Annotated in this window: 19 protein-coding genes, 1 pseudogene and 1 riboswitch; of the genes and pseudogenes, 6 read left to right on the top strand and 14 right to left on the bottom strand. The window is 39.7% G+C overall.

Translation table 11 applies throughout. The annotated features are described in order from the left end of the window. The first annotated feature begins 373 nt into the window (after positions 1-373). Both IGJ39_RS03360 and IGJ39_RS03355 read left to right on the top strand, forming a co-directional pair. Positions 374-2,089: an ABC transporter ATP-binding protein gene (locus tag IGJ39_RS03360; RefSeq protein WP_065096139.1), complete on the top strand. Its 1,716-nt coding sequence runs from the start codon at positions 374-376 to the stop codon at positions 2,087-2,089. Position 2,090: 1 nt separating this feature from the next. Further along, positions 2,091-3,866 carry an ABC transporter ATP-binding protein gene (locus IGJ39_RS03355; protein ID WP_019722485.1) on the top strand — a complete coding sequence of 592 codons (1,776 nt, stop codon included), beginning with the start codon at positions 2,091-2,093 and terminating at the stop codon, positions 3,864-3,866. A 77-nt stretch (positions 3,867-3,943) separates the two neighbouring features. On the opposite strand, the gene IGJ39_RS03350 is transcribed toward IGJ39_RS03355, so the two are convergent. The 4 genes from IGJ39_RS03350 to IGJ39_RS03335 all read right to left on the bottom strand — a co-directional run bounded on the left by IGJ39_RS03350 (position 3,944) and on the right by IGJ39_RS03335 (position 5,821). Next, positions 3,944-4,477, bottom strand: coding sequence for a folate family ECF transporter S component (locus IGJ39_RS03350; RefSeq protein ID WP_010736130.1), 534 nt, complete (start codon positions 4,475-4,477; stop codon positions 3,944-3,946). A 36-nt stretch (positions 4,478-4,513) separates the two neighbouring features. Beyond that, positions 4,514-4,611: riboswitch (THF riboswitch) on the bottom strand. 154 nt (positions 4,612-4,765) lie between these two features. After that, positions 4,766-5,197, bottom strand: coding sequence for a methylglyoxal synthase (mgsA, locus tag IGJ39_RS03345; RefSeq protein ID WP_019722486.1), 432 nt, complete (start codon positions 5,195-5,197; stop codon positions 4,766-4,768). Positions 5,198-5,260: 63 nt separating this feature from the next. Beyond that, positions 5,261-5,587, bottom strand: coding sequence for a type II toxin-antitoxin system PemK/MazF family toxin (locus IGJ39_RS03340; protein WP_019722487.1), 327 nt, complete (start codon positions 5,585-5,587; stop codon positions 5,261-5,263). Next, positions 5,588-5,821 carry an AbrB/MazE/SpoVT family DNA-binding domain-containing protein gene (locus tag IGJ39_RS03335; RefSeq protein ID WP_019722488.1) on the bottom strand — a complete coding sequence of 78 codons (234 nt, stop codon included), beginning with the start codon at positions 5,819-5,821 and terminating at the stop codon, positions 5,588-5,590. Between the two features lie 564 nt (positions 5,822-6,385). On the opposite strand from IGJ39_RS03335, the gene IGJ39_RS03330 reads away from it, so the two are divergent. After that, a complete protein-coding gene (locus IGJ39_RS03330; RefSeq protein WP_010736134.1) occupies positions 6,386-7,495 on the top strand; it encodes an ABC transporter ATP-binding protein in 1,110 nt (369 codons plus the stop codon). A gap of 93 nt (positions 7,496-7,588) precedes the next feature. On the opposite strand, the gene IGJ39_RS03325 is transcribed toward IGJ39_RS03330, so the two are convergent. The 5 genes from IGJ39_RS03325 to IGJ39_RS03305 form a co-directional block, all read right to left on the bottom strand. Beyond that, positions 7,589-8,215: a hypothetical protein gene (locus tag IGJ39_RS03325; RefSeq protein ID WP_019722490.1), complete on the bottom strand. Its 627-nt coding sequence runs from the start codon at positions 8,213-8,215 to the stop codon at positions 7,589-7,591. 251 nt (positions 8,216-8,466) lie between these two features. Beyond that, complete coding sequence (gene rsmA / locus IGJ39_RS03320) at positions 8,467-9,351, bottom strand: 16S rRNA (adenine(1518)-N(6)/adenine(1519)-N(6))-dimethyltransferase RsmA (protein ID WP_019722491.1); 885 nt, start codon at positions 9,349-9,351, stop codon at positions 8,467-8,469. After that, positions 9,344-9,913 (bottom strand): ribonuclease M5, encoded by a 570-nt coding sequence (gene rnmV / locus IGJ39_RS03315; RefSeq protein ID WP_019722492.1) that lies wholly within the window; start codon positions 9,911-9,913, stop codon positions 9,344-9,346. Before rnmV ends, rsmA begins: the two co-directional genes overlap by 8 nt. Beyond that, positions 9,906-10,682: a TatD family hydrolase gene (locus tag IGJ39_RS03310; RefSeq protein WP_019722493.1), complete on the bottom strand. Its 777-nt coding sequence runs from the start codon at positions 10,680-10,682 to the stop codon at positions 9,906-9,908. Before IGJ39_RS03310 ends, rnmV begins: the two co-directional genes overlap by 8 nt. Before the next feature lie 136 nt (positions 10,683-10,818). Beyond that, positions 10,819-12,141, bottom strand: a complete 1,323-nt coding sequence (locus IGJ39_RS03305) for an APC family permease (protein ID WP_010736139.1) — start codon at positions 12,139-12,141, stop codon at positions 10,819-10,821. A gap of 168 nt (positions 12,142-12,309) precedes the next feature. On the opposite strand from IGJ39_RS03305, the gene IGJ39_RS03300 reads away from it, so the two are divergent. Further along, positions 12,310-12,903 (top strand): hypothetical protein, encoded by a 594-nt coding sequence (locus tag IGJ39_RS03300; RefSeq protein WP_019722494.1) that lies wholly within the window; start codon positions 12,310-12,312, stop codon positions 12,901-12,903. Positions 12,904-12,944: 41 nt separating this feature from the next. On the opposite strand, the pseudogene IGJ39_RS03295 reads toward IGJ39_RS03300, so the two are convergent. Then, positions 12,945-13,187, bottom strand: a pseudogene (locus IGJ39_RS03295) (Fic family protein); the annotation flags it as partial. A 141-nt stretch (positions 13,188-13,328) separates the two neighbouring features. Continuing rightward, a complete protein-coding gene (metG, locus tag IGJ39_RS03290) occupies positions 13,329-15,338 on the bottom strand; it encodes a methionine--tRNA ligase (protein ID WP_010736142.1) in 2,010 nt (669 codons plus the stop codon). Positions 15,339-15,615: 277 nt separating this feature from the next. Between metG and IGJ39_RS03285 the strand changes: the two genes are divergently transcribed. Both IGJ39_RS03285 and IGJ39_RS03280 read left to right on the top strand, forming a co-directional pair. Next, positions 15,616-15,894: a hypothetical protein gene (locus IGJ39_RS03285; RefSeq protein ID WP_010736143.1), complete on the top strand. Its 279-nt coding sequence runs from the start codon at positions 15,616-15,618 to the stop codon at positions 15,892-15,894. Positions 15,895-15,985: 91 nt separating this feature from the next. Next, positions 15,986-16,807 (top strand): NUDIX domain-containing protein, encoded by an 822-nt coding sequence (locus IGJ39_RS03280; protein ID WP_010736144.1) that lies wholly within the window; start codon positions 15,986-15,988, stop codon positions 16,805-16,807. A gap of 143 nt (positions 16,808-16,950) precedes the next feature. Here the strand turns inward: IGJ39_RS03280 and IGJ39_RS03275 are convergent, their stop codons facing one another. From IGJ39_RS03275 to IGJ39_RS03265, 3 genes are read right to left on the bottom strand one after another with little or no spacing between them, the layout of a single operon-like run. Next, complete coding sequence (locus IGJ39_RS03275; protein ID WP_062805593.1) at positions 16,951-17,958, bottom strand: RNA-guided endonuclease TnpB family protein; 1,008 nt, start codon at positions 17,956-17,958, stop codon at positions 16,951-16,953. Between the two features lie 12 nt (positions 17,959-17,970). Then, a complete protein-coding gene (locus tag IGJ39_RS03270; protein WP_010736151.1) occupies positions 17,971-18,924 on the bottom strand; it encodes an ABC transporter ATP-binding protein in 954 nt (317 codons plus the stop codon). Then, on the bottom strand, positions 18,899-19,981 hold the full coding sequence (locus IGJ39_RS03265) for an ABC transporter ATP-binding protein (protein WP_019722498.1): 1,083 nt from the start codon (positions 19,979-19,981) through the stop codon (positions 18,899-18,901). The genes IGJ39_RS03270 and IGJ39_RS03265 overlap by 26 nt, the downstream gene beginning before the upstream one ends. Between the last annotated feature and the right edge of the window lie 5 nt (positions 19,982-19,986).

The following is a 19,986-nucleotide window of genomic DNA, read 5'->3' as shown; positions in this document are numbered from 1 at the left end:
AATCTTTAACCACGGAAAATAAGTCACCATCTACGAGAGTTGTTCATCAATTTTTTGTAGATGGTGCTTTTTTGTAGTGATTTTTTTCTATGGTTTATTCAATTATAGGCGTTGCAAGAGCGACAACGCGTTAAGCGTTATGGTGTGATTTCTTAAGTTTTACTAAAATGTGTGGATTATGAAAAGGCTTGTTCTCTTTTCATTCTAAATTTCATAAGCTACAATATGAGAGTACCTAGTTATATCATCGTTAGATTTCTCGCTGCAAGATATTTTTGTTGCTTTAAGGATATCTATTTATCATAAATCGGTTGTTTTTTGCCGATAGACGTTCGAACAATATTGGGTAACTTGTTTTTAGGAGGAAATTTTTATGATTCAGTTATTGCGCTATGCGAAAGACTATCGAAAACAAATCATCCTAGGTCCTGTATTTAAATTTTTAGAAGCAGTCTTTGAATTGATTTTACCTTTACTGATGGCTTCGCTGATCGATAATGGGCTAAAAATGAACAATCGTGAAGTGATCATCAATATGGGTATCTGGATGATCGCGATGTCTGTGATCGGATTGATCTGTGCCATTATTTGTCAATATTATTCATCCATTGCCTCTCAAGGGTTTGGAACAGAACTTAGAAATCAACTCATCAAAAAAATCAACTCTTTCTCCCATAGTGAATTAAATCATTTTGGGACGGATACATTGATCACACGCATGACCAATGATATCAATCAGTTACAACTTGCACTCGCAATGGTTATCCGTTTATTGATCCGAGCACCTTTTTTAAGTATTGGATCAGTAGTGATGGCGTTTGTGATCGACTGGCAAGTCGGGCTATTCTTCTTAGCTTTATTACCAATTTTTTCAATCATTTTATACTTTATTATCCGTAAGACGATCCCCCTCTATCAAAAAGTCCAAGAAAAGTTGGACGGTCTAAATGAGACTGTTAGCCAAAACTTAAGCGGGGTTCGTGTGATCCGAGCATTTTCACGTACCAATAAAGAAATCGAAACATTTGACGAAAACACAGATGTCTTAGCAAAAAATTATTTACGTGTTTCCAATATCTCCGCTTTGCTCTCTCCGGCAACGACATTGATCATGAATGTCGGGATCATTTGTCTATTGACTGTCGGCGGGGTCAAGGTAAATATCGGTTCCTTACAACAAGGACAAGTTTTAGCTTTGATCAATTACATGAATCAAATGTTATTAGCCTTGATCGTCGTTTCCAATCTTGTCGTGATTTTTACTCGTGCAGAAGCTTCTGCTCAGCGGGTCAAAGAAGTCTTAGATACCGAAAATACCATTACAGATGCTGAGACTCCTAGTGAACCAGTCATGGATTCTGAAACAATTCTACAATTTAAAGACGTAGATTTTCGTTATACGCCAGAATCTGGTCTGTCATTACAAGGAATCAATTTCACTTTGAAACGCCAAACTGTCTTAGGGATCATTGGTCCGACCGGAAGTGGGAAGACGACATTGACACAATTGATCCCACGTTTTTATGATGTTAGTGAAGGCTCTGTGCTATTTGATGAACAAGACGTTCGTGACTGGCCCTTAGATTCATTACGAAGTCAGATTTCGCAAGTACCACAAACGGCTGTCTTATTCACCGGTACCATTCGGGAAAATCTTCAGTGGGGAAAACCTGACGCGACAGACGCAGAGTGTTGGGAAGCTTTGGCAATTGCCCAAGCGGAGGATTTTGTTCGCCAATTACCCAAAGGTTTAGACACAAGAGTCATGGAGAATGGGAAAAACTTTTCCGGAGGACAAAAACAACGGTTGACGATTGCTCGTGCATTGATCGCCAAACCTGCCTTATTGATCTTAGATGACTCCTTGAGTGCCCTTGATTATCAAACGGATCTAAACTTGCGCCAAGCACTACAAACTTCCCTCAACACAACGGTCATCATTATTTCTCAACGCATCCGTTCGATTCAACAAGCAGAGCATATCCTCGTCATGGATCAAGGAAAAATCGTGGCCCAGGGTACGCACGATACATTGCTTAGTCAATCTTCTGAGTATCGTGAAATCGTGGCATCACAGGAGGAGGAATAAAATGAAAACAAAAAAACTATCTTGGCAAACACTCAAACGTTTTGTTCCTTATCTGACGGCCCATCCACGTGAAATTTGGTTAGCTGTCTTGTTGGGAATCGTCAATGGTGTTGCTACCGTCGTAATGACCTTACAAATCGGTCAAAGTATCGATCAAATGGTTGGTGTGGGACAAGTCAACTTTACTCGATTAGTTCAACTTCTGGTGATGTTTGGCGGGATCGTTTTACTTAATGTCATCAGTCAATGGCTGATCCAAGTATTAAGTAACCGATTGGCTTACCTATCCGTTGCGAATCTACGAAAAGATGCCTTTGCTCGTTTGAATCTTTTACCTTTAAGATACTATGATCAAAATTCCCATGGGAATATCGTCAGCCGTTTCACAAATGATATGGACAATATCTCCATCGCGATATCAGCGGCGTTCAATCAATTATTTTCTGGGGTAGCGATCATTATCCTCTCACTGATCTTCATGCTCAACTTGAGTCCGTTATTGACACTTGTCGTCATTTGTTCGACACCAATCATTTTCTTAGTCAGCTGGTTAGTCGCACGGGCTTCTCAAAATGATTTTGATAACCAACAAAAAATCATTGGGAACATTTCAGGATTCGTTACGGAACGTATCGGTAATCAAAAAATCATCAAAGCGTTCCAACAAGAAGAAGTCAATCAACAGCAATTCAGCGCATTGAATGCTGACTTATATGAGAAAGGGCAGCGCGCGCAATTCTCTTCTTCATTAACGAACCCATCTTCTCGTTTTGTCGATCACTTAGCCTATCTCTCCATTGGTTTGATTGGTGGTTTACTTGCCTTACGAAGTGATTCAACGATTACTGTCGGGATCATTTCAAGCTTTACGATCTATTCAAGTCAGTTTTCAAAACCTTTTATTGAATTATCAGGGATCACGACACAGATCCAAACAGCATTTTCTGGTTTAGAACGAGCATTTGAATTGATCGACCAACCGGAAGAAACGCCAGATGAACCTTTTGCGTATCAACTTGATCCTCAAACGATCAAAGGCGAGGTCGCTTTCAAACATGTTTCTTTCTCTTATGAGCCACAACAACGGTTGATCGAGAATTTCAGCTTTGTTGCCAAACCAGGTCAAACAGTGGCAATCGTAGGTAAAACAGGAGCTGGTAAATCCACATTAGTGAATTTATTGATGCGGTTTTACGATGTCAATTCTGGGACGATCACGATCGACGATTATGATATTACCCAAATCGCCCGTGATTCCCTACGCAAGAGCTTTGGGATGGTTTTACAAGATACTTGGTTATTCGACAGTACGTTACGAGAAAACTTACGTTACGGGAAGCCAGATGCCAGTGATGAAGAAATCAATGAGGCCCTAAAATCAGCCTATATGTATGAATTTGTCCAACGCTTGCCACAAAAACTAGATACACGCATTGGTGGACAGGGATTAAAAATCTCCGATGGGCAGCGTCAATTACTGACGATCGCTCGTACGATGATCAGTAATCCCCCTATGTTGATACTTGATGAAGCAACAAGTTCAGTGGATACATTGACAGAGAAGAAAATCCAAAATGCCTTCCTAAAAATGATGGAAGGAAAAACTAGTTTTGTGATTGCCCATCGCTTGTCCACGATCAAAAATGCCGATCAGATCCTCGTGATGGATCAAGGGGCAATCGTTGAGATGGGTACACATGATGAATTATTGAAAATCGAAGATGGTAGCTATCGTCAACTTTATCAAGCGCAATTTACTGGATCGGTTGAAAAATAGTGAACATCGAATCAGATGATTTTTCTGATCTATGCAAAAAACAAGCAGTCTTCTGGGATGGGAAGACTGCTTGTTTTTTATTTTGTATGCGTCGTTAAACTCCGCAAAATTCTTTTATATGGCATGGCGCGCCCAATCACGTAGATCATCGTCGATTGGATCGGCAACCAGATAATGGCTTTTAATAAACGTGGTCCCCAGAATACCCAGTTCATCGGTACTTGATACATGATGACCAACCATAATGGTGTCAGGATCAAGCTAACGAACACTGTCACACTGAGCGTGGCTAAGATTGCATTTTTCCAAGTGATCTCTTTGCGATAGAAAAAGAACCCATAAATCGCTCCTTCAATAAAAGCATTCAACGTGAAGCCGATGAAAAAGACAGATTTAGGAAATAATGCCATACCCACCACATCAGCTAACACAGAACCGACCCCTGTCCAAAATGGGCCAAATAAAATACCCATGATTACTTGGGGAATGAACGTTACACTGATTTTGAGTAATGGTGTTTCAAATGAAACTAAGCGAGACAACGTGACCATCAATGCGATCAGCAGTCCCATGATCGTAATCATACGAGCATCTAAACGATTTTTCTTCATTTCTAGCATCTCCTTTAAGAGCTGCTACATGTTTCATGCAGCGAATGCGAAAATAAAACCGCGAACTTACGTCCTTCGTCCTAGAGGCAACATCCCATCCTCTAAGCACTTAACGCTTTATTTTCTACTCTGTTAATAGTGGGAACTTATCCCAGACAAACTATAGCATAGAAAAGGAAGAACTGTAAATAAAAAAACCTAATGTTCTAAACGAAAACGATTCCTAAGTTCGTAACATGGCAGACATTCGCCTTGATCAACTGTCTCTATCCTCATAAAATCCGAATTTTAAATCTTATTAGGAAAAGGGATCTTACTTCCTTCTTCATGGATCACTTGTCGGAACTCCAAAAATCCGGCTTCAAGCCCTCGTAATAAAACTTCTGCGGTACCGATATTCGTTGCTAAAGGAATATCATATACATCAGCCAAGCGGATCAACGCAGTGACATCAGGTTCATGAGGTTGAGCTGCTAAAGGATCACGCAGGAAAATCACCAGATCCAATTCATCTTCTGAGATCATCGCGCCAATTTGTTGGTCACCGCCTAAAGGTCCTGAATTGAACCGATGGACCGATAATCCTGTGGCTTCTGCAATCTTTTGTCCGGTCGTCCCTGTCGCGAATAGTTCATGTTGTTCAAGTATGATTTTATAGGCTGTTGTAAATTTGATCATCAATTCTTTTTTACGATCATGTGCAATCAATGCTATTTTCATCCGTCCTCACTCCTTTTTTACCAGTGTAACAAATTTCTTTGTGGTTTGATATTTTTCAAATTTCTATAAAAACATATCCAGGACTTCTAGTACATCCACCCATGTCAGAATATCACATTGTTCAATTTTTATTATGTTTCTAGCGGTGTAGTCAATTGAACGCAACTGATGTGTAACAACTTGTCCAGAAATGATTTGTGGTTCTTTGATCTTAATATATGTATCAAATTTTCTTTCAGTTGATGTGATTGGGCAAATCAAACAAAAACCAGTGTATTGGTTGAAGTTATTCTTACTTACTACCAAACCTGGTCTTCGCTTCTGTATTTCCTTTCCTCTAGCTGGATCAAAATCCAGCCATACAATATCTTTTTGCTTTGGATAATCCATTTATAGTTTCTCCCCCTCAAGGTTCATCTCATCCCACTCTTTATCTTCTTGGGTGATTGAATCTCTAAAGCCTGCCCATGCCTCTGGAGTCTTAAAAATATCTTCTTTTTTGGGCTTTAATACATATGTTTCACCTATTTTAATAATCGTATATATTTTTCCAACTTCTGGAGAAATATCTTTGGGAAAAATCGCTCCTACAGAATTTCCAATCTTTCTAATAGTCGTTTCCATTATTATCATCTCCCAGCTTATGTTAAATTGAGTTTAACTTAATTTAACATGAAAAACAAATTTTGTTTTCTTGGTTGCCTCCTTTTTTATATCTCTTAATATCTACAAAGTATTGCTCTAAGATAGTGAATACACGGTAAATCTTTGATAACTCGCGCAGTAAAAACCAAAATAATAAATTGCCATATTGCTGGAGTTTGCTCTCATTATTGAAGGATCTGCTTCATGAACATCATTTATTCTATTTTGTAGGTGATGAGGTTGTGACAGAAGTGTTCAGCTCCGAGAAATAAGCCAAGAAAACCGAAAATTGTTTTTCAAATTTTTGGGTTTCTCGGCTTATTTCCGAAGGAGTTACTTCTGGAACACCGTTTATTCGCTTTTAAGGATAGAAACAAAAATGAATTTTATTTTTGTCTCACTTTCCACGCACTTTCCAATTATTTTGTACACATTGACGAAAGTTCCTACGAATTCTTGTTCATTGTGACATTGAATATAGATAGCGCTTTCAACTATACTGAACACATAAATAAAAGAAAAAAAGAAAGCGTGGTTTATACGATGGTAGAAATGGCTCTGAAAAATGTATACAAGAAATATGACAATGCAGAAAACTATTCTGTTACTGACTTTAACTTGGCAATCAAAGATCGCGAATTTATCGTATTCGTTGGTCCTTCCGGTTGTGGGAAATCAACAACTCTACGAATGATCGCTGGTCTTGAAGATATTTCCGAAGGAGAATTGAATATCGGTGGCAAAGTAATGAACGATGTTGCTCCTAAAGACCGTGATATCGCGATGGTATTCCAAAACTATGCCTTATACCCTCACATGACGGTATTTGACAACATGGCGTTTGGTTTGAAATTGCGTAAATACGATAAAGCAGACATCCAACAACGTGTAGAAAATGCTGCAGAGATCCTTGGTTTGACTGAATACTTAAAACGTAAACCTGCTGCTCTTTCTGGGGGGCAACGTCAGCGTGTGGCTTTAGGTCGTGCCATCGTACGTGATGCGAAAGTCTTCTTGATGGATGAGCCATTGTCAAACTTGGATGCCAAACTACGCGTAGCCATGCGTGCCGAGATCGCGAAGTTGCATCAACGCTTAGAAACAACAACCATTTACGTTACCCACGACCAAACAGAAGCGATGACGATGGCAGACCGTATCGTCATCATGAAAGATGGATTTATCCAACAAATCGGTTCACCGAAAGAAGTTTATGACACACCAGTCAACATGTTCGTTGCTGGTTTCATTGGTTCGCCTGCCATGAACTTTTTCAATGTAAAATTAAGCCAAGGCGTTATCTCAGACGGTCATGGACTAAAATTGAGAATCCCTGAAGGTAAAAATAAAGTACTAGTTGAAAAAGGTTATGAAGGAAAAGAACTTGTCTTTGGTATTCGTCCTGAAGATATCCACAGTGAACAAGTTGTCTTGGATGCCTCACCAGAAACTGTTGTCAATTCAGAAGTCGTTGTTTCAGAATTACTAGGCGCAGAAACCATGCTTTATACTCGCACTGGAACAACTGAGTTCATTTCAAAAGTTGACGCGCGTGACTTCCATAAACCAGGAGAAATGATCGACCTTGCCTTCAATATCAATAAAGGCCATTTCTTTGATAAAGATACAGAAGATGTCATCACGATCCCATAAACGAAACAGAACTTGATGATACGTAAAAGACCCAACGATCGTTCGATCTTGGGTCTTTTTTTGGTTATTTTTCAGTCTTTATCTGTGGCATTGCTAAACGACTTTTTTGATCGTTCCTTGCACGATCTCTTTCTTTTGCTGTTTCTTGGCAGCAGTGAAAACTGGGACATCAAAGAATTTACTCAATGTTCCGGCAATGAAGTAAGCGATATTGTAATCCACCAAACTATGGATCAAGCCACCGATCCCCATCAAGATGAATACGGTATAGAAGTAGCCTTCTGCATAGTATGTTTCCGGCATATTCCCAATGAAGAAGAACACACTCACCACTAGCATTTCGATGATCGAGTGGATCACGCCGATCAATAAGTTAAACCCTTGAAAACGCCAGTTCATTAATGTGAATTGCCCGTCTTTTAAGACGATCCCTGGTTTTTTTTGTAAATACCATGCACCGATTAGAGCGAATACCAAATGAGACAATGCACGAAGCGCAATAATCACAGGTGTCGTCAAGAAGAAGCCAAATGTTGTACCTAGCGCCACTGCCACAGCTACACCGGGTGAAAAAAACATTGCGATAAATAATGGCACATGTGAAGCTAGTGTAAATGAAGCAGGCGGAATTACGATCTTAGGCATGATCATCGGAATAAGAACGCCCATCCCGATCAATAAAGCGGAAATTGTCAATTTTCTTACAGAATTTGTTTTCATTTTTTTACTCCCTTGATGTGTCTTGACACATTTGTTTTGACCTATTGTACCGCTAACTTTCTAATGTGTCAAGACACATCAAGAGAAACAAGGCGCCTGAAATACCACCCTCTCTAAAATCGAATAATTTGATCTTGGACCTTATTTCCTAAAATAGTCAGGCATCACTTGAAGAATACCCAAAATGGTTTTCTCAAGTGATGCCTTCAGACTTAGAGCGAAAAGACTTTTTCAGCCTTCTATTCCTCATTTTATTTTTTTAGATGTTCCATAGCATTGCTCAAAGCAGCAAATTCTTCTAAAGAAAGTGTTTCTCCTCGTCTTTTCGGATCGATTCCTGCCTCCGTTAGACTTGCGGTTAACCAACTTTTAGTTGCTTCGTCTTTCCCATAGGCATGTTGCAAATTATTCCATAAAGTTTTTCTACGCTGTTGAAACGCAGCCTTTGTCAAACGGAAAAAGGCTTTTTCATCCGTTACGGAAACTGCTGGTGTTGCGCGTCTTGTCAATTTCAAGATCGCTGAATCCACGTTTGGTTGTGGCACAAATACTGTTTTTGGCACAATAAACGCCAAACTTGCTTCCATATAGTATTGCACAGCGATCGATAAAGAACCATATGCTTTTGTTCCCGGTTTGGCTGAGATGCGATCAGCGACTTCTTTTTGCATCATCACGATCATTTCGTCAACCACTACGTCTGATTCAAGAAAGTGCATCATGATTGGTGTCGTAATATAATAAGGCAAATTAGCTACCACTTTCAATGGTAACTGCTCGTTGAATTGAGTATTGACTGCCTCTGCTAAATCAGTTTTCAAAATATCTTGGTGGATGACTGTGACATTCGGATAAGGTGAAAGGGTATCTGCCAAGACAGGAATCAATCGATCGTCGATTTCAAATGCGACTACTTGTTTGGCATGACGCGCGATTTGCTCTGTTAATGCGCCAATTCCTGGCCCTACTTCGATCACATTAGTCTGCTGATCGATTTGACCAGTTTCAATGATTTTCCGAAGGATATTCGGCTCTGTCAAAAAGTTTTGTCCTAAGCTCTTCTTAAAAGAGAAGCCGTGCTTCAATAAAATTTCTTTTGTTCTAGTGGGTGTTGCAATATCCCGATATTCACTCATAATGATCCTCCACTTTTTTCATTGCCTGCTTAAACTCAGTTAACGTAATTCGGAACATGTTCAATCGTTTTTCCAATTGTTTTCCGTTCGTATAGCCGATGCGTAATTCATCACCTAGCATCTCACGTTTTTCTTTTGCATGTGCTCCGGCAATCAATCCATATGCAACCAGCATTTGTCTAGTGATCTCCGGTGCTTGGGTCTCATCATCGACTGGCGTAACGACTTTTTTCAACGCTTCTAATATCGCTTCATCACTCGCATGTTCGACCCCTAAGCTTCCCTTTTTTTTCGGTACAGCTTGGTTCCTGGGCAAAAAGGCATGTTTTGCTTGTGGTACCACTTCCATGATCGTTTTACGGATCTTCTCACCTGAGAAATCTGGGTCCGTAAAAATAATGATTCCCCTCGTTTCCTGTGCATGTTCGATCTGCATCAAGATTTCTTCATTGATCGCTGAACCAATCGTTTCTATCGTGTCGGCTTCAACCACTTCTTGTAGCCTTCTCGTATCGTCTTTCCCTTCGACAACAATGATTTCTTGGATCTTTAACTTAGTCATGCTCTGATAATCCAAATAAATGATGGGCGTTTTTCCATGTTTGTGCCGCTACTTCTTCCATTGGTAATTGACGAAGTTCAGCGATCTTTTCGACTGTGTAACGAGTATACCCTGGTTCATTTCTTTTTCCTCGATAGGGCACTGGCGCTAAATAAGGAGCATCCGTTTCCACTAATAGACGATCCATTGGGACGTTTGTCGCTGCTTCTTGCACATCTAACGCCTTTTTGAATGTCACGACACCACTAAAAGAAATGTGCATCCCTAAATCAAGGAAACGTTGTGCCCATTCATAATCACCACTAAAGCTATGCATGATTCCACCAATATCACGAATGTCTTCTTCTTTTAACACCTTATAAGTGTCTTCCAAGGCCTCTCTCGTATGGATACTGATCGGTAGACGCATTTCTTTTGCGATGGCGATCTGTCTTCTAAAGATTTTATCTTGGACTTCTTTGGGATCTTCCATCCAATAATAATCCAGTCCGATTTCACCTAAAGCAACCACTTTTGGTAAAGTCAATTGTCCTTGAAGTTTGTTTTCGATTTCTTTCGTATAGCTACCAGCTTCTGTAGGATGCCAACCGATGATGCTATAAATGTTTGGGTAATCTTGACTAAGTATCAAGGACTTTTCGATCGTTGGTGTATCAAAGCCTACAACGGCCATTTTAGTCACACCTAGTTCTTCTGCACGCTGGATCGTTTCAGGAATATCATCATTGAATTGTTCCGCGTTCAAATGAGTATGAGAATCAAATATCATCTTTATCTCTCCTTTTCATTCATTACTTTAGCATATAAGCAAGCGTTAAAGAAGTCTCAAAGACTAAAAAACATGAGATATCGTACAAAGAAAGACAAGAAATGACTTGATTCACTTCTTGTCTTTTCATTATCAGTTAGTTACTTTCAGTTTGTCTTTTTTTGTAGTAAAACACAGGTACACCTAACAATGTGACTAAGATTCCGATTAATGCCAAATTCGTTTGTGTGATCAGTGTCATCCCTAAAATAAAGATGGCTCCTAAAATCGCAATGATCGGTATCACTGGATAAAGGGGTACTTTGTATGGACGAGGCATCTCTGGGGCTTTCTTTCTTAAAATAAATACGCCAATAAAAATCAATAAGCTAAATAGCCACATGACAAAAATCAACATATCTGTCAGAAAATCAAATGAACCCAAGCTCATCATGATACATGCAATCGCTAGTTGGAACAATGCAGGTACATAAGGAACGGTGAATTTTTTTGAGAGCTTTGTCAACTGGTTACTGAACGGCAACTCATTTTCTAATGCCATTGCATATGGGACACGAATCCCAGTCAACGTGTACCCATTCAGTGCGCCGTAGACAGAGATCAAAATACCGATCGTAACGATTTTCCCTCCTAGTTCACCGAAGATGACCGCTGACGCATCAGATGAAGCATTCAAGTTCCCAGCAATTTGATCAATCGGTAATGTTTTTAAAAAGACGAAGTTGATCAATAGATAAACGAATGTCACAAAACTCAATCCTAAAATAATCGCTTTTGGTAGATCCTTTTCTGGACGTTTCATTTCTCCAGCCATGGCTCCGACACCTAACCAGCCATCGTAAGCGAAAAGTGTCGCCAACAAAGCACCACTAAGTCCTTCTGCCCATGAAACACCTTGTCCGGCTTCTACTGGAAATAATTGAACAGTACCCTGTCCTGGTGTCAGAAGCCCCCAAATAATGATCACTGCAATTGGGATCAACTTGACTACCAATGTAATCGATTGAACGTACGCACCAACTTTTGTCCCTAACAGATTCAATCCAGTGATAGAAAGTGCTGTAATAATAGCAATCACTAATAAATAATCAGGAGATAGCTGTAAGAGATTGATCAGCTGTGTTGCAAAGATGATCGATAATGCCGCAATGTTGGCTGGAAAGTAAATCAAACTTTGTGCCCAGCCTAACAAAAAACTTGGTAACTTACCGTAAGCTGCTTCAATATACTTGACCGCTCCACCTGTTTCAGGAATGGCAGTGGCTAATTCAGCGACTGTTAGCCCCGCACAGATCGTTAAGAATCCCCCTAACAACCACGCGAGTAACGTCAAACTTGTTGATTGTGTACTTGCCACTACCGCTGCTGTTTTAAAAAAGACGCCGGCGCCGATCACAGTTCCCATTACTGTGGATAATGCACCAAACAAATTGATCTCGCGTTTTAATTTTCCCTTCATCCTCTTCCTCATTTCGTATTTCTTTTTTATTTTTTTCAGTATAACTGAGAACTTTTCATTTTACCATTCTTTTCAGAAATTTGTAGTGAAAATATCCCTCTAAAGACGGATGTATTCTTGTCTTACTTCTTATAGAATGAAGCTACTTGAAATGTCAGGAGGTACCCTATGGATTTTCAATCGATCGATCCAAAACTAGCATCTTATCTAAAAGATAAAGGTACTACTTTCTTTCCACAAAAAGAACAAAAACAATCCAAGCTACATTGGTTATTGTTGATTTTATTTGGCTGGCTAACAATTGCGACATTGACACAGCAATTGCTATTGATGGCTGGTTTTCTTCTCATTGCCGCCTTGATCAAAGGGCCTGGGATGTTGTTGTGGGGAATCGTCTATTCCTTTCTCGTCGGCTTGTTTCCGCCCATTGCTTTTTTACTATCGATCATCTTTTTACTATTGAATGTTCAAACGATCGTCAAAAATTGGCGCGTCACGATGGTCGGGATTTTTTTCTACGGCTATCCTTTAGCCATGAACGCCTTGCGCCACTTGACTGATTGGGATACAAGATGGTTCTTTGCGATCAGCTTGCTCCTAGGGCTGGTGATCCTTCACTCGCTATTGACCAAGATTTATGCACGTTACGGCAACAGCCGTCTGATTGCTTGGTATATTCTATGTATTCCATTTTCAATCGTCGCAGCATTATTGCCAACGAAAGTCAAACAACGGCTAAAACTAAAAAAAGTCGGACGATGATTATCATCGCTCGACTTTTTTCAATTATCTATAAAGCTATTTTATTGATGAACCGATCCTGTGAATTTCATTTTTTTCAAAAACTGTTCATATCTATCTTGACACATACCTAAAGTATCAAGTAAATAACCATTCTCGGTTCCCCAATTACTTAAACCTATGTAGTAGAATTCACAATGGACATCTTTGATCAAGAAAGGCATGATATTATGCTTCAAGCATTCTTTGAACATCAGCAAACGTCCCATACGTCCGTTGCCATCTGCAAACGGGTGGATTCGTTCATATTGTCCACCCTAAAACTGAATAAACGGTGTTGGCACAACCTCGTTACATTTACTTTTACAGATTCACATAAAAGTGATCCTATAAAAAAAAGAACTATTCTAAGCTTATTTGCTTAGAATAGTTCTTACAGTCATTGATTAGCCAACTTCAGAACCGTTTGGCATACCTTTTGGTGCTTCGATCACTTGTAATGAACCATCAGCTGCTTCTGCTGAAAGGATCATTCCTTGACTGATCAGCCCGCGCATTTTGCGTGGTTTCAAGTTAGCAACGATCACTAATTTTTTGCCGATCAATTCACTTGGATCAGGATAAAATTCGGCAATACCGGATAAGATTTGACGGTCTTGGTCATCTCCTGCATCTAGACGGAATTGCAATAATTTATCTGCCCCTTCGACTTTTTGGCAGTTGATGACTTCTGCTACTTTTAATTCGACTTTTTCAAATACATCGAACTTGATTTGTTTTTCTTTAGTCGAAACAAGCTCTGTTTCTTCTGGGTCCCATTTGACAGAGTCCTCATTTGTTTGAGTACCTTCTGACATTTTTGCTTGGATATACGCAATTTCTTCTTCCAGCTCTAAGCGTGGGAAAATCGGTGTACCTTTTGCAACGACTTTTGTCCCAGATGGGAATTCACCGAAGTGTAATCCTTCAAGGTTCATCGTCTCGGCATCCAACCCTAATTGATTGAAGATTTTAGTTGGTGTTTCTGTCATGATCGGTTGTAAGAGGATCGCAGTGATACGTAGCGATTCAGCTAAGTGGATCATCACGCTCTCTAACTCTTTTTTCTTCTCTTCGTCTTTTGCTAAGACCCAAGGTTCTGTTTCATCGATATATTTGTTGGCACGAGAAATCAATACCCAGATTTCGGCTAAAGCAGTGTTGAATTCCATTTTTTCCATTGCGTCATGATAACGACCAACCACATTCGCAGCAGTTGTTGATAACTCACTGTCAAACGGTGTCACTAATGACGCATAGTCAGGAACCATGCCATCACAATATTTATTGATCATTGCAATCGTTCGATTCAAAAGATTCCCTAAGTCATTCGCTAAATCGTAGTTCACACGTGACACAAAGTCTTCTGGTGTAAATACGCCATCTGAACCAAATGGTACTGCACGCAATAAGTAATAACGCAAAGCATCTAAGCCATAGCGTTCTACGAGCATTTCTGGATAAACGACATTGCCTTTCGATTTAGACATCTTGCCGTCTTTCATCAACAACCAGCCATGTCCAAAGACTTTCTTCGGCAATGGGATATCTAATGCCATCAACATGATCGGCCAATAGATCGTATGGAACCGAACGATTTCTTTTCCAACCATATGGACATCTGCGGGCCAATATTTCTGGAATAATTGATCGTCTTCTGAACCGTAGCCCAGTGCGGTGATGTAGTTCGACAACGCATCGATCCAGACATACACTACATGTTTCGGATCATTTTTAACATTGATTCCCCAGCTGAATGTCGTCCGTGAAACTGCTAGATCTTCTAAACCTGGTTTGATGAAGTTATTGATCATCTCATTTTTACGTGATTCAGGTTGGATAAACTCTGGGTGTTCTTCGTAGTACTCTAACAAGCGATCTGCATACTTACTCATACGGAAGAAATAAGACTCTTCCTTGACTAGCTCAACTTCATGACCACTTGGCGCTTTCCCGCCGATCACTTTACCGTCTTCATCTTTGTATACTTCTGCAAGTTGAGTTTCTGTAAAGAATTCCTCATCTGAGACAGAATACCAACCTTCGTATTCACCTAAGTAAATATCGCCTTGTTCAAGCAAACGATCAAAGATTTTTTGAACTGCTGCTTTATGATAATCATCAGTTGTGCGAATGAATTTATCGTAGCTGATATCTAATGTTTTCCACAGTTTTTTGACATCTGCAGCCATTTTGTCTACATATTCCTGTGGCTCTACGCCTAATTCTTCTGCTTTTTTCTCGATTTTCTGTCCGTGTTCATCTACCCCAGTTAGATAAAACACATCAAAGCCCATCAAACGTTTATAACGTGCAACAGCATCACATGCAATCGTTGTATAAGAATTGCCAATGTGCAGTTTGCCACTTGGATAATAGATGGGCGTAGTGATATAAAAAGTTTCCTTTTCTGCCATGGGGTACTTCCTCCTTTATCGCATGGTGCGAATTCGTTTCCTTGCTAGTATACCATAAAATGAATACGCTGTTAGCTTTTTTTGATAACTCCCGAAATGTAAAGATGTCCTTTTCCTTCATGAAAACATTTATAAAGAACCTACGTTATCGTGATGAACCACTTCCTTCTCTACCCACACTCTCACTCCTTTTTCTTCAGGATCGTCTACTCTCTCATTTTTACTTTACAAACATGCTATAATAAGCAATATCATATAAGAAAAGGTTTTGAGACTAATGACAAAAAAACACAAACGAATGATTATCAGCATTGCTTTACTTTCTCTCATCCATCTATTATTTAGTTTTTACTATTTACATCTGTATGGTTATTTCAATCTACATGGGCAATTAAATACTTTTCTTTTGCTCACTTTGATCCTTCGAGTGATCCTAGCAGGGTATATCGTCCTCTGTGGCTTTTTCGCCATTCGAGAAGAAAAACAGAAGCTTCTCCCTTTTTATTTGCTTTTCTTCCTATTTAATTTACTCTTACCGTTTCTTTTTCAACTCTGAGTTGGATTTATTTGTCTAGAAATCTTTGGTTTTCAGAGAGATTCTGCTACAATAAAGTAAAAAGTACCTTAACATAATAGGAGGTGAGAAAGTGGAACATTTTCATTCAAAAGAAGAAGAAAAAACATATTATGAACAAGAGGCCTCTGAAACTGATTTCTTATCTTGGTACCAAGACCAAGAACGTCCTGAATATGAAAAACCTTCCTTGACCGTCGATATCGTTTTACTCTGCTACAATAAAGAAGAAGATCAATTAAAAGTTTTACTTATCCAACGTAAAAGCCATCCTTACCGAAATTCTTGGGCACTTCCCGGAGGATTCGTCCAAAAAAATGAATCGACTGGTGCCAGCGTCTTGCGAGAAACAAAAGAAGAAACAGGCGTCATCATATCCGAAGAAAATATTGAACAACTGCATACCTTCAGTACACCGAATCGTGATCCTCGTGGCTGGGTCGTGACAGTCAGCTATCTCGCCTTTATCGGTGAAGAACCTTTGATCGCTGGAGACGATGCCAAAGAAGTTCAGTGGTTTTCACTTGAACGCAATGCAAACAAACTGCATTTATCGAGTGGGGATGTAGCAATCACTCTAGACTTGACGACGAGCGAGTCTTCTGGCAAAGACACATTAGCCTTTGACCATAGCGAGATCATTGTCAAAGCCTTCAACCGTGTCGTCAACAAAATGGAACATGAACCCCAAGTGCTTCAAGTGCTAGGAAAAGACTTCACGATCACTGAAGCACGCAAAGTATTCGCTAAATTCTTAGGGATCGATTTTAAAATGATCGATCATTCCAATTTCAAAAAAGCTATGTTACAATACTTCGATGAAATCGGTGAACGTCCTGTCGGTATCGGACGTCCCTCAAAGATCTATCAATTAAAACCTGGACATACAGAATAAAAAGAGGTGAAGGGCATTGAATGCTCTTCTCCTCTTTTTTGGTTTGTCATAATTAGTGAGCTTCTCTTAAAGAAATTCCTAGAAACAAAAACAATAGATGTTTTTTATTAGCAAGGCGAACCCTGGCGCCCCTACCAGTTTTTTTATTCAAAAAGGACTTGTTTCCCGATTTCAACTAATTCCAGACTCTTTTTATTTGTGGAAGGATCTGTTTGTTCTTTCATATCGATCAATACTAACTTTTTGCTATACCATTGCGATTTATATTGGAGCTTTGCTAATAGCTTATGCCAGTCTTGGATAGAAAAATCACCTTCCGGACAATCTGCTGAAATCGATTCGACAAACAAATAATCATAATGACGGATCACTGTTCCTGAAATTTGTTCTAAATAGTCTTCTCGTTGAAATTTTTGTTTTAAATAAAGGTCTTTGATTTTCCTTTTTTGCTTTTGATAATTTTTTACTCTTTCAACGTGTGTGCGTCGATGCTGTGCTGATCGTCCTTTGATCACAAGCTTTCTCTTTGCCCGCAGAAGTTGTTGATCAACTTGTTTGAATTTAGGAATCGTGATGTCAAGTGGTGTGGACATCTCCACTAGACGATCTGGATCATAGGCTATCCCGATCCATTTATTTGACGCTTTCATCGTCTTTTGGGGAACTTCACAGAGCAAGGAGACATAAAAGATCTCGTTGTATCGAGATGAGATCGTTGCTGAACGAATCGTTCCTTCAATCGGACGATGTGCATGGATGCGAATTTTCTCTTTTAGCTTTGGCAATTTGAGGTATGTTTCTTCTAAATAGATGGTTCCTTTTTGATTATTCGTCGTATACGACTGCCAAATACTTTTTTTATTTTTTAGTTTGGGGAAGCTTGCGCGTCCTTTAAAATAATTACGAAATGCACGATCCAAGTTTAATTGGGCATTCGCTAAGGCTAAACTATCGACTTCCTTTAAAAACGGATATTGCTTTTTTAAAGAAGCTGGTGTCAGCGTATAATCGATCTCTTGTGTTTCTAAATAATACGCCTGTCTGGCTTTTAATAAATGATTGTAAGTGAAACGCACACAACCAAATGTTTGGATCAACCACTGTTTTTGTGAATCAGTGGGATAGATTCGAAATTTAAAGGCTTTTAGCATCGGCTTCTCCCCCTAGTTTGCGACTAGCAAGGCTTCTTTCTGCCGTTTTAATTTTTTCGCATAATAAGCAACTTCTTGTTCTGTTGCATATACAAAATGTTCAGGAGCAATTTCTCTTAACGTGCGGATTTGTCCATCATCTGGTTCAGGTTGATACTTGATCCGGCGACGTTGGCGTTCATGATCAGGGTCAGGCAATGGGATCGCTGATAGTAAGCTTTCCGTATATGGATGCACTCCATGATTATAGATTTCTTCACTGGTTCCCATCTCAAGCAACAAGCCATTGTGCATCACACCAATACGGTCACTGATATGTTTCACCATGGATAGATCGTGCGCGATAAACAAGTAAGTCAATCCTTGCTCTTTTTGTAAATCTTGTAAAAGATTGACCACTTGGGCTTGGATCGATACGTCTAAAGCAGAGATTGGTTCATCACAAATGATAAACTTCGGATTGACTGCTAATGCTCGTGCAATCCCGATCCGTTGACGTTGTCCCCCTGAAAATTCATGAGGATAGCGTGTGCCATGGCTGGGATTTAAGCCAACTGTTTTTAGTAACTCGTTGACTTTTTCTGCACGTTCTTCGGGTGATTTAGCTAGTCCGTTGACATCGATTCCTTCTGCAATGATATCGCGTACTTTCATTCGTGGATTCAATGAAGCATATGGATCTTGGAAAATCATTTGGACTTCATGGCGGAATTTCGTCATGGCTTGTTTGCCTTTTAACTTCGTCACATCTTGACCATCAAATAAGATTTCGCCACCCGTCGGTTCATTCAAACGGATGATCGTTCGCCCAGTCGTTGACTTTCCACTACCGGATTCGCCAACTAAACCAAACGTTTCTCCTTCATAAATGTGGAAACTGATGTCATTTACCGCATGGACTTCATTTTTCTTTCCTACATTGAAATACTGTTTTAAGCCTTTAACCTCGAGCAGTTTTTTGTTCATTGTTCAATCCCCCTTGGCCATGTGCTTTTTGCTTTTCTTGAAAAATCGCCCAGCGCCGTTGAATCTCTTCTGGCGGTGTCACTTTTGGAGCTTGTGGGGCTAATAGCCAAGTCGCTGCTTGGTGTGTTGGTGATAGTTCGAAAAACGGTGGTGCTTGTTCCGCATCGATTTTCAATGCAAATTCATTTCGTGGATAGAAGGCATCTCCTTTTGGCGGATTCAATAAATCCGGTGGAGAACCTGGGATTGCATATAAGCGGTCATTGCCACTTTCCAATGTAGGCATAGAGCCAAGTAAGCCCCATGTATACGGATGCTGTGGATTGTAAAAAATCTCTTCAGATGTCCCCACTTCAATGATTTTTCCACCGTACATCACTGCTACTCGATCAGCGACATTCGCTACGACACCAAGATCATGGGTGATAAAAATGATCGACGTGTCGATTTTTGATTGGATTTTTTTCAACAACTCTAAAATCTGTGCTTGGATCGTCACATCTAAGGCTGTCGTTGGTTCATCTGCAATCAAGATTTCTGGGTAACAAATCAACGCGATCGCGATCACGATCCGTTGCCGTTGTCCCCCTGAAAATTGATGAGGATAGCTATGGATGCGTTTCTCAGCCTCCGGGATTCCTACAAGATTCAATAATTCTAAAGCGGCTTTTTGCCCCTCTTTTTTCGATACTTTATTATGCTTACGTAAAGATTCTGCTACTTGTTTACCAATCGTCATCGTTGGATCTAATGAAGTCATCGGATCTTGGAAGATCATCGCAATTTCTTTCCCACGAATCTTTTGCATTTCTTTTTCTGTTTTATCAACAATGTTTTGTCCTTTGAATAAAATCTCACCAGAATCGATCGATGCGTTACTTGACAGTAAACGCATGATACTTCTAGTCGTTACAGATTTCCCACTACCGGATTCGCCAACGATTGCCAATGTTTCACCTTTGTTCAAATGAAAATCGACGCCTCGGATTGCTTGGACTTTTCCAGCATAGGTATCAAAGGAGATTTGTAAGTTCTTTACTTCAAGAATTTTCGTCATCGTAC

The organism is Enterococcus sp. AZ140 (assembly GCF_051714405.1).
Classification (GTDB): Bacteria; Bacillota; Bacilli; order Lactobacillales; family Enterococcaceae; genus Enterococcus_B; species Enterococcus_B pernyi.
The sequence above is the reverse complement of the archived record's forward strand: the minus strand, read 5'-3'. Positions and strand labels throughout refer to the sequence as shown.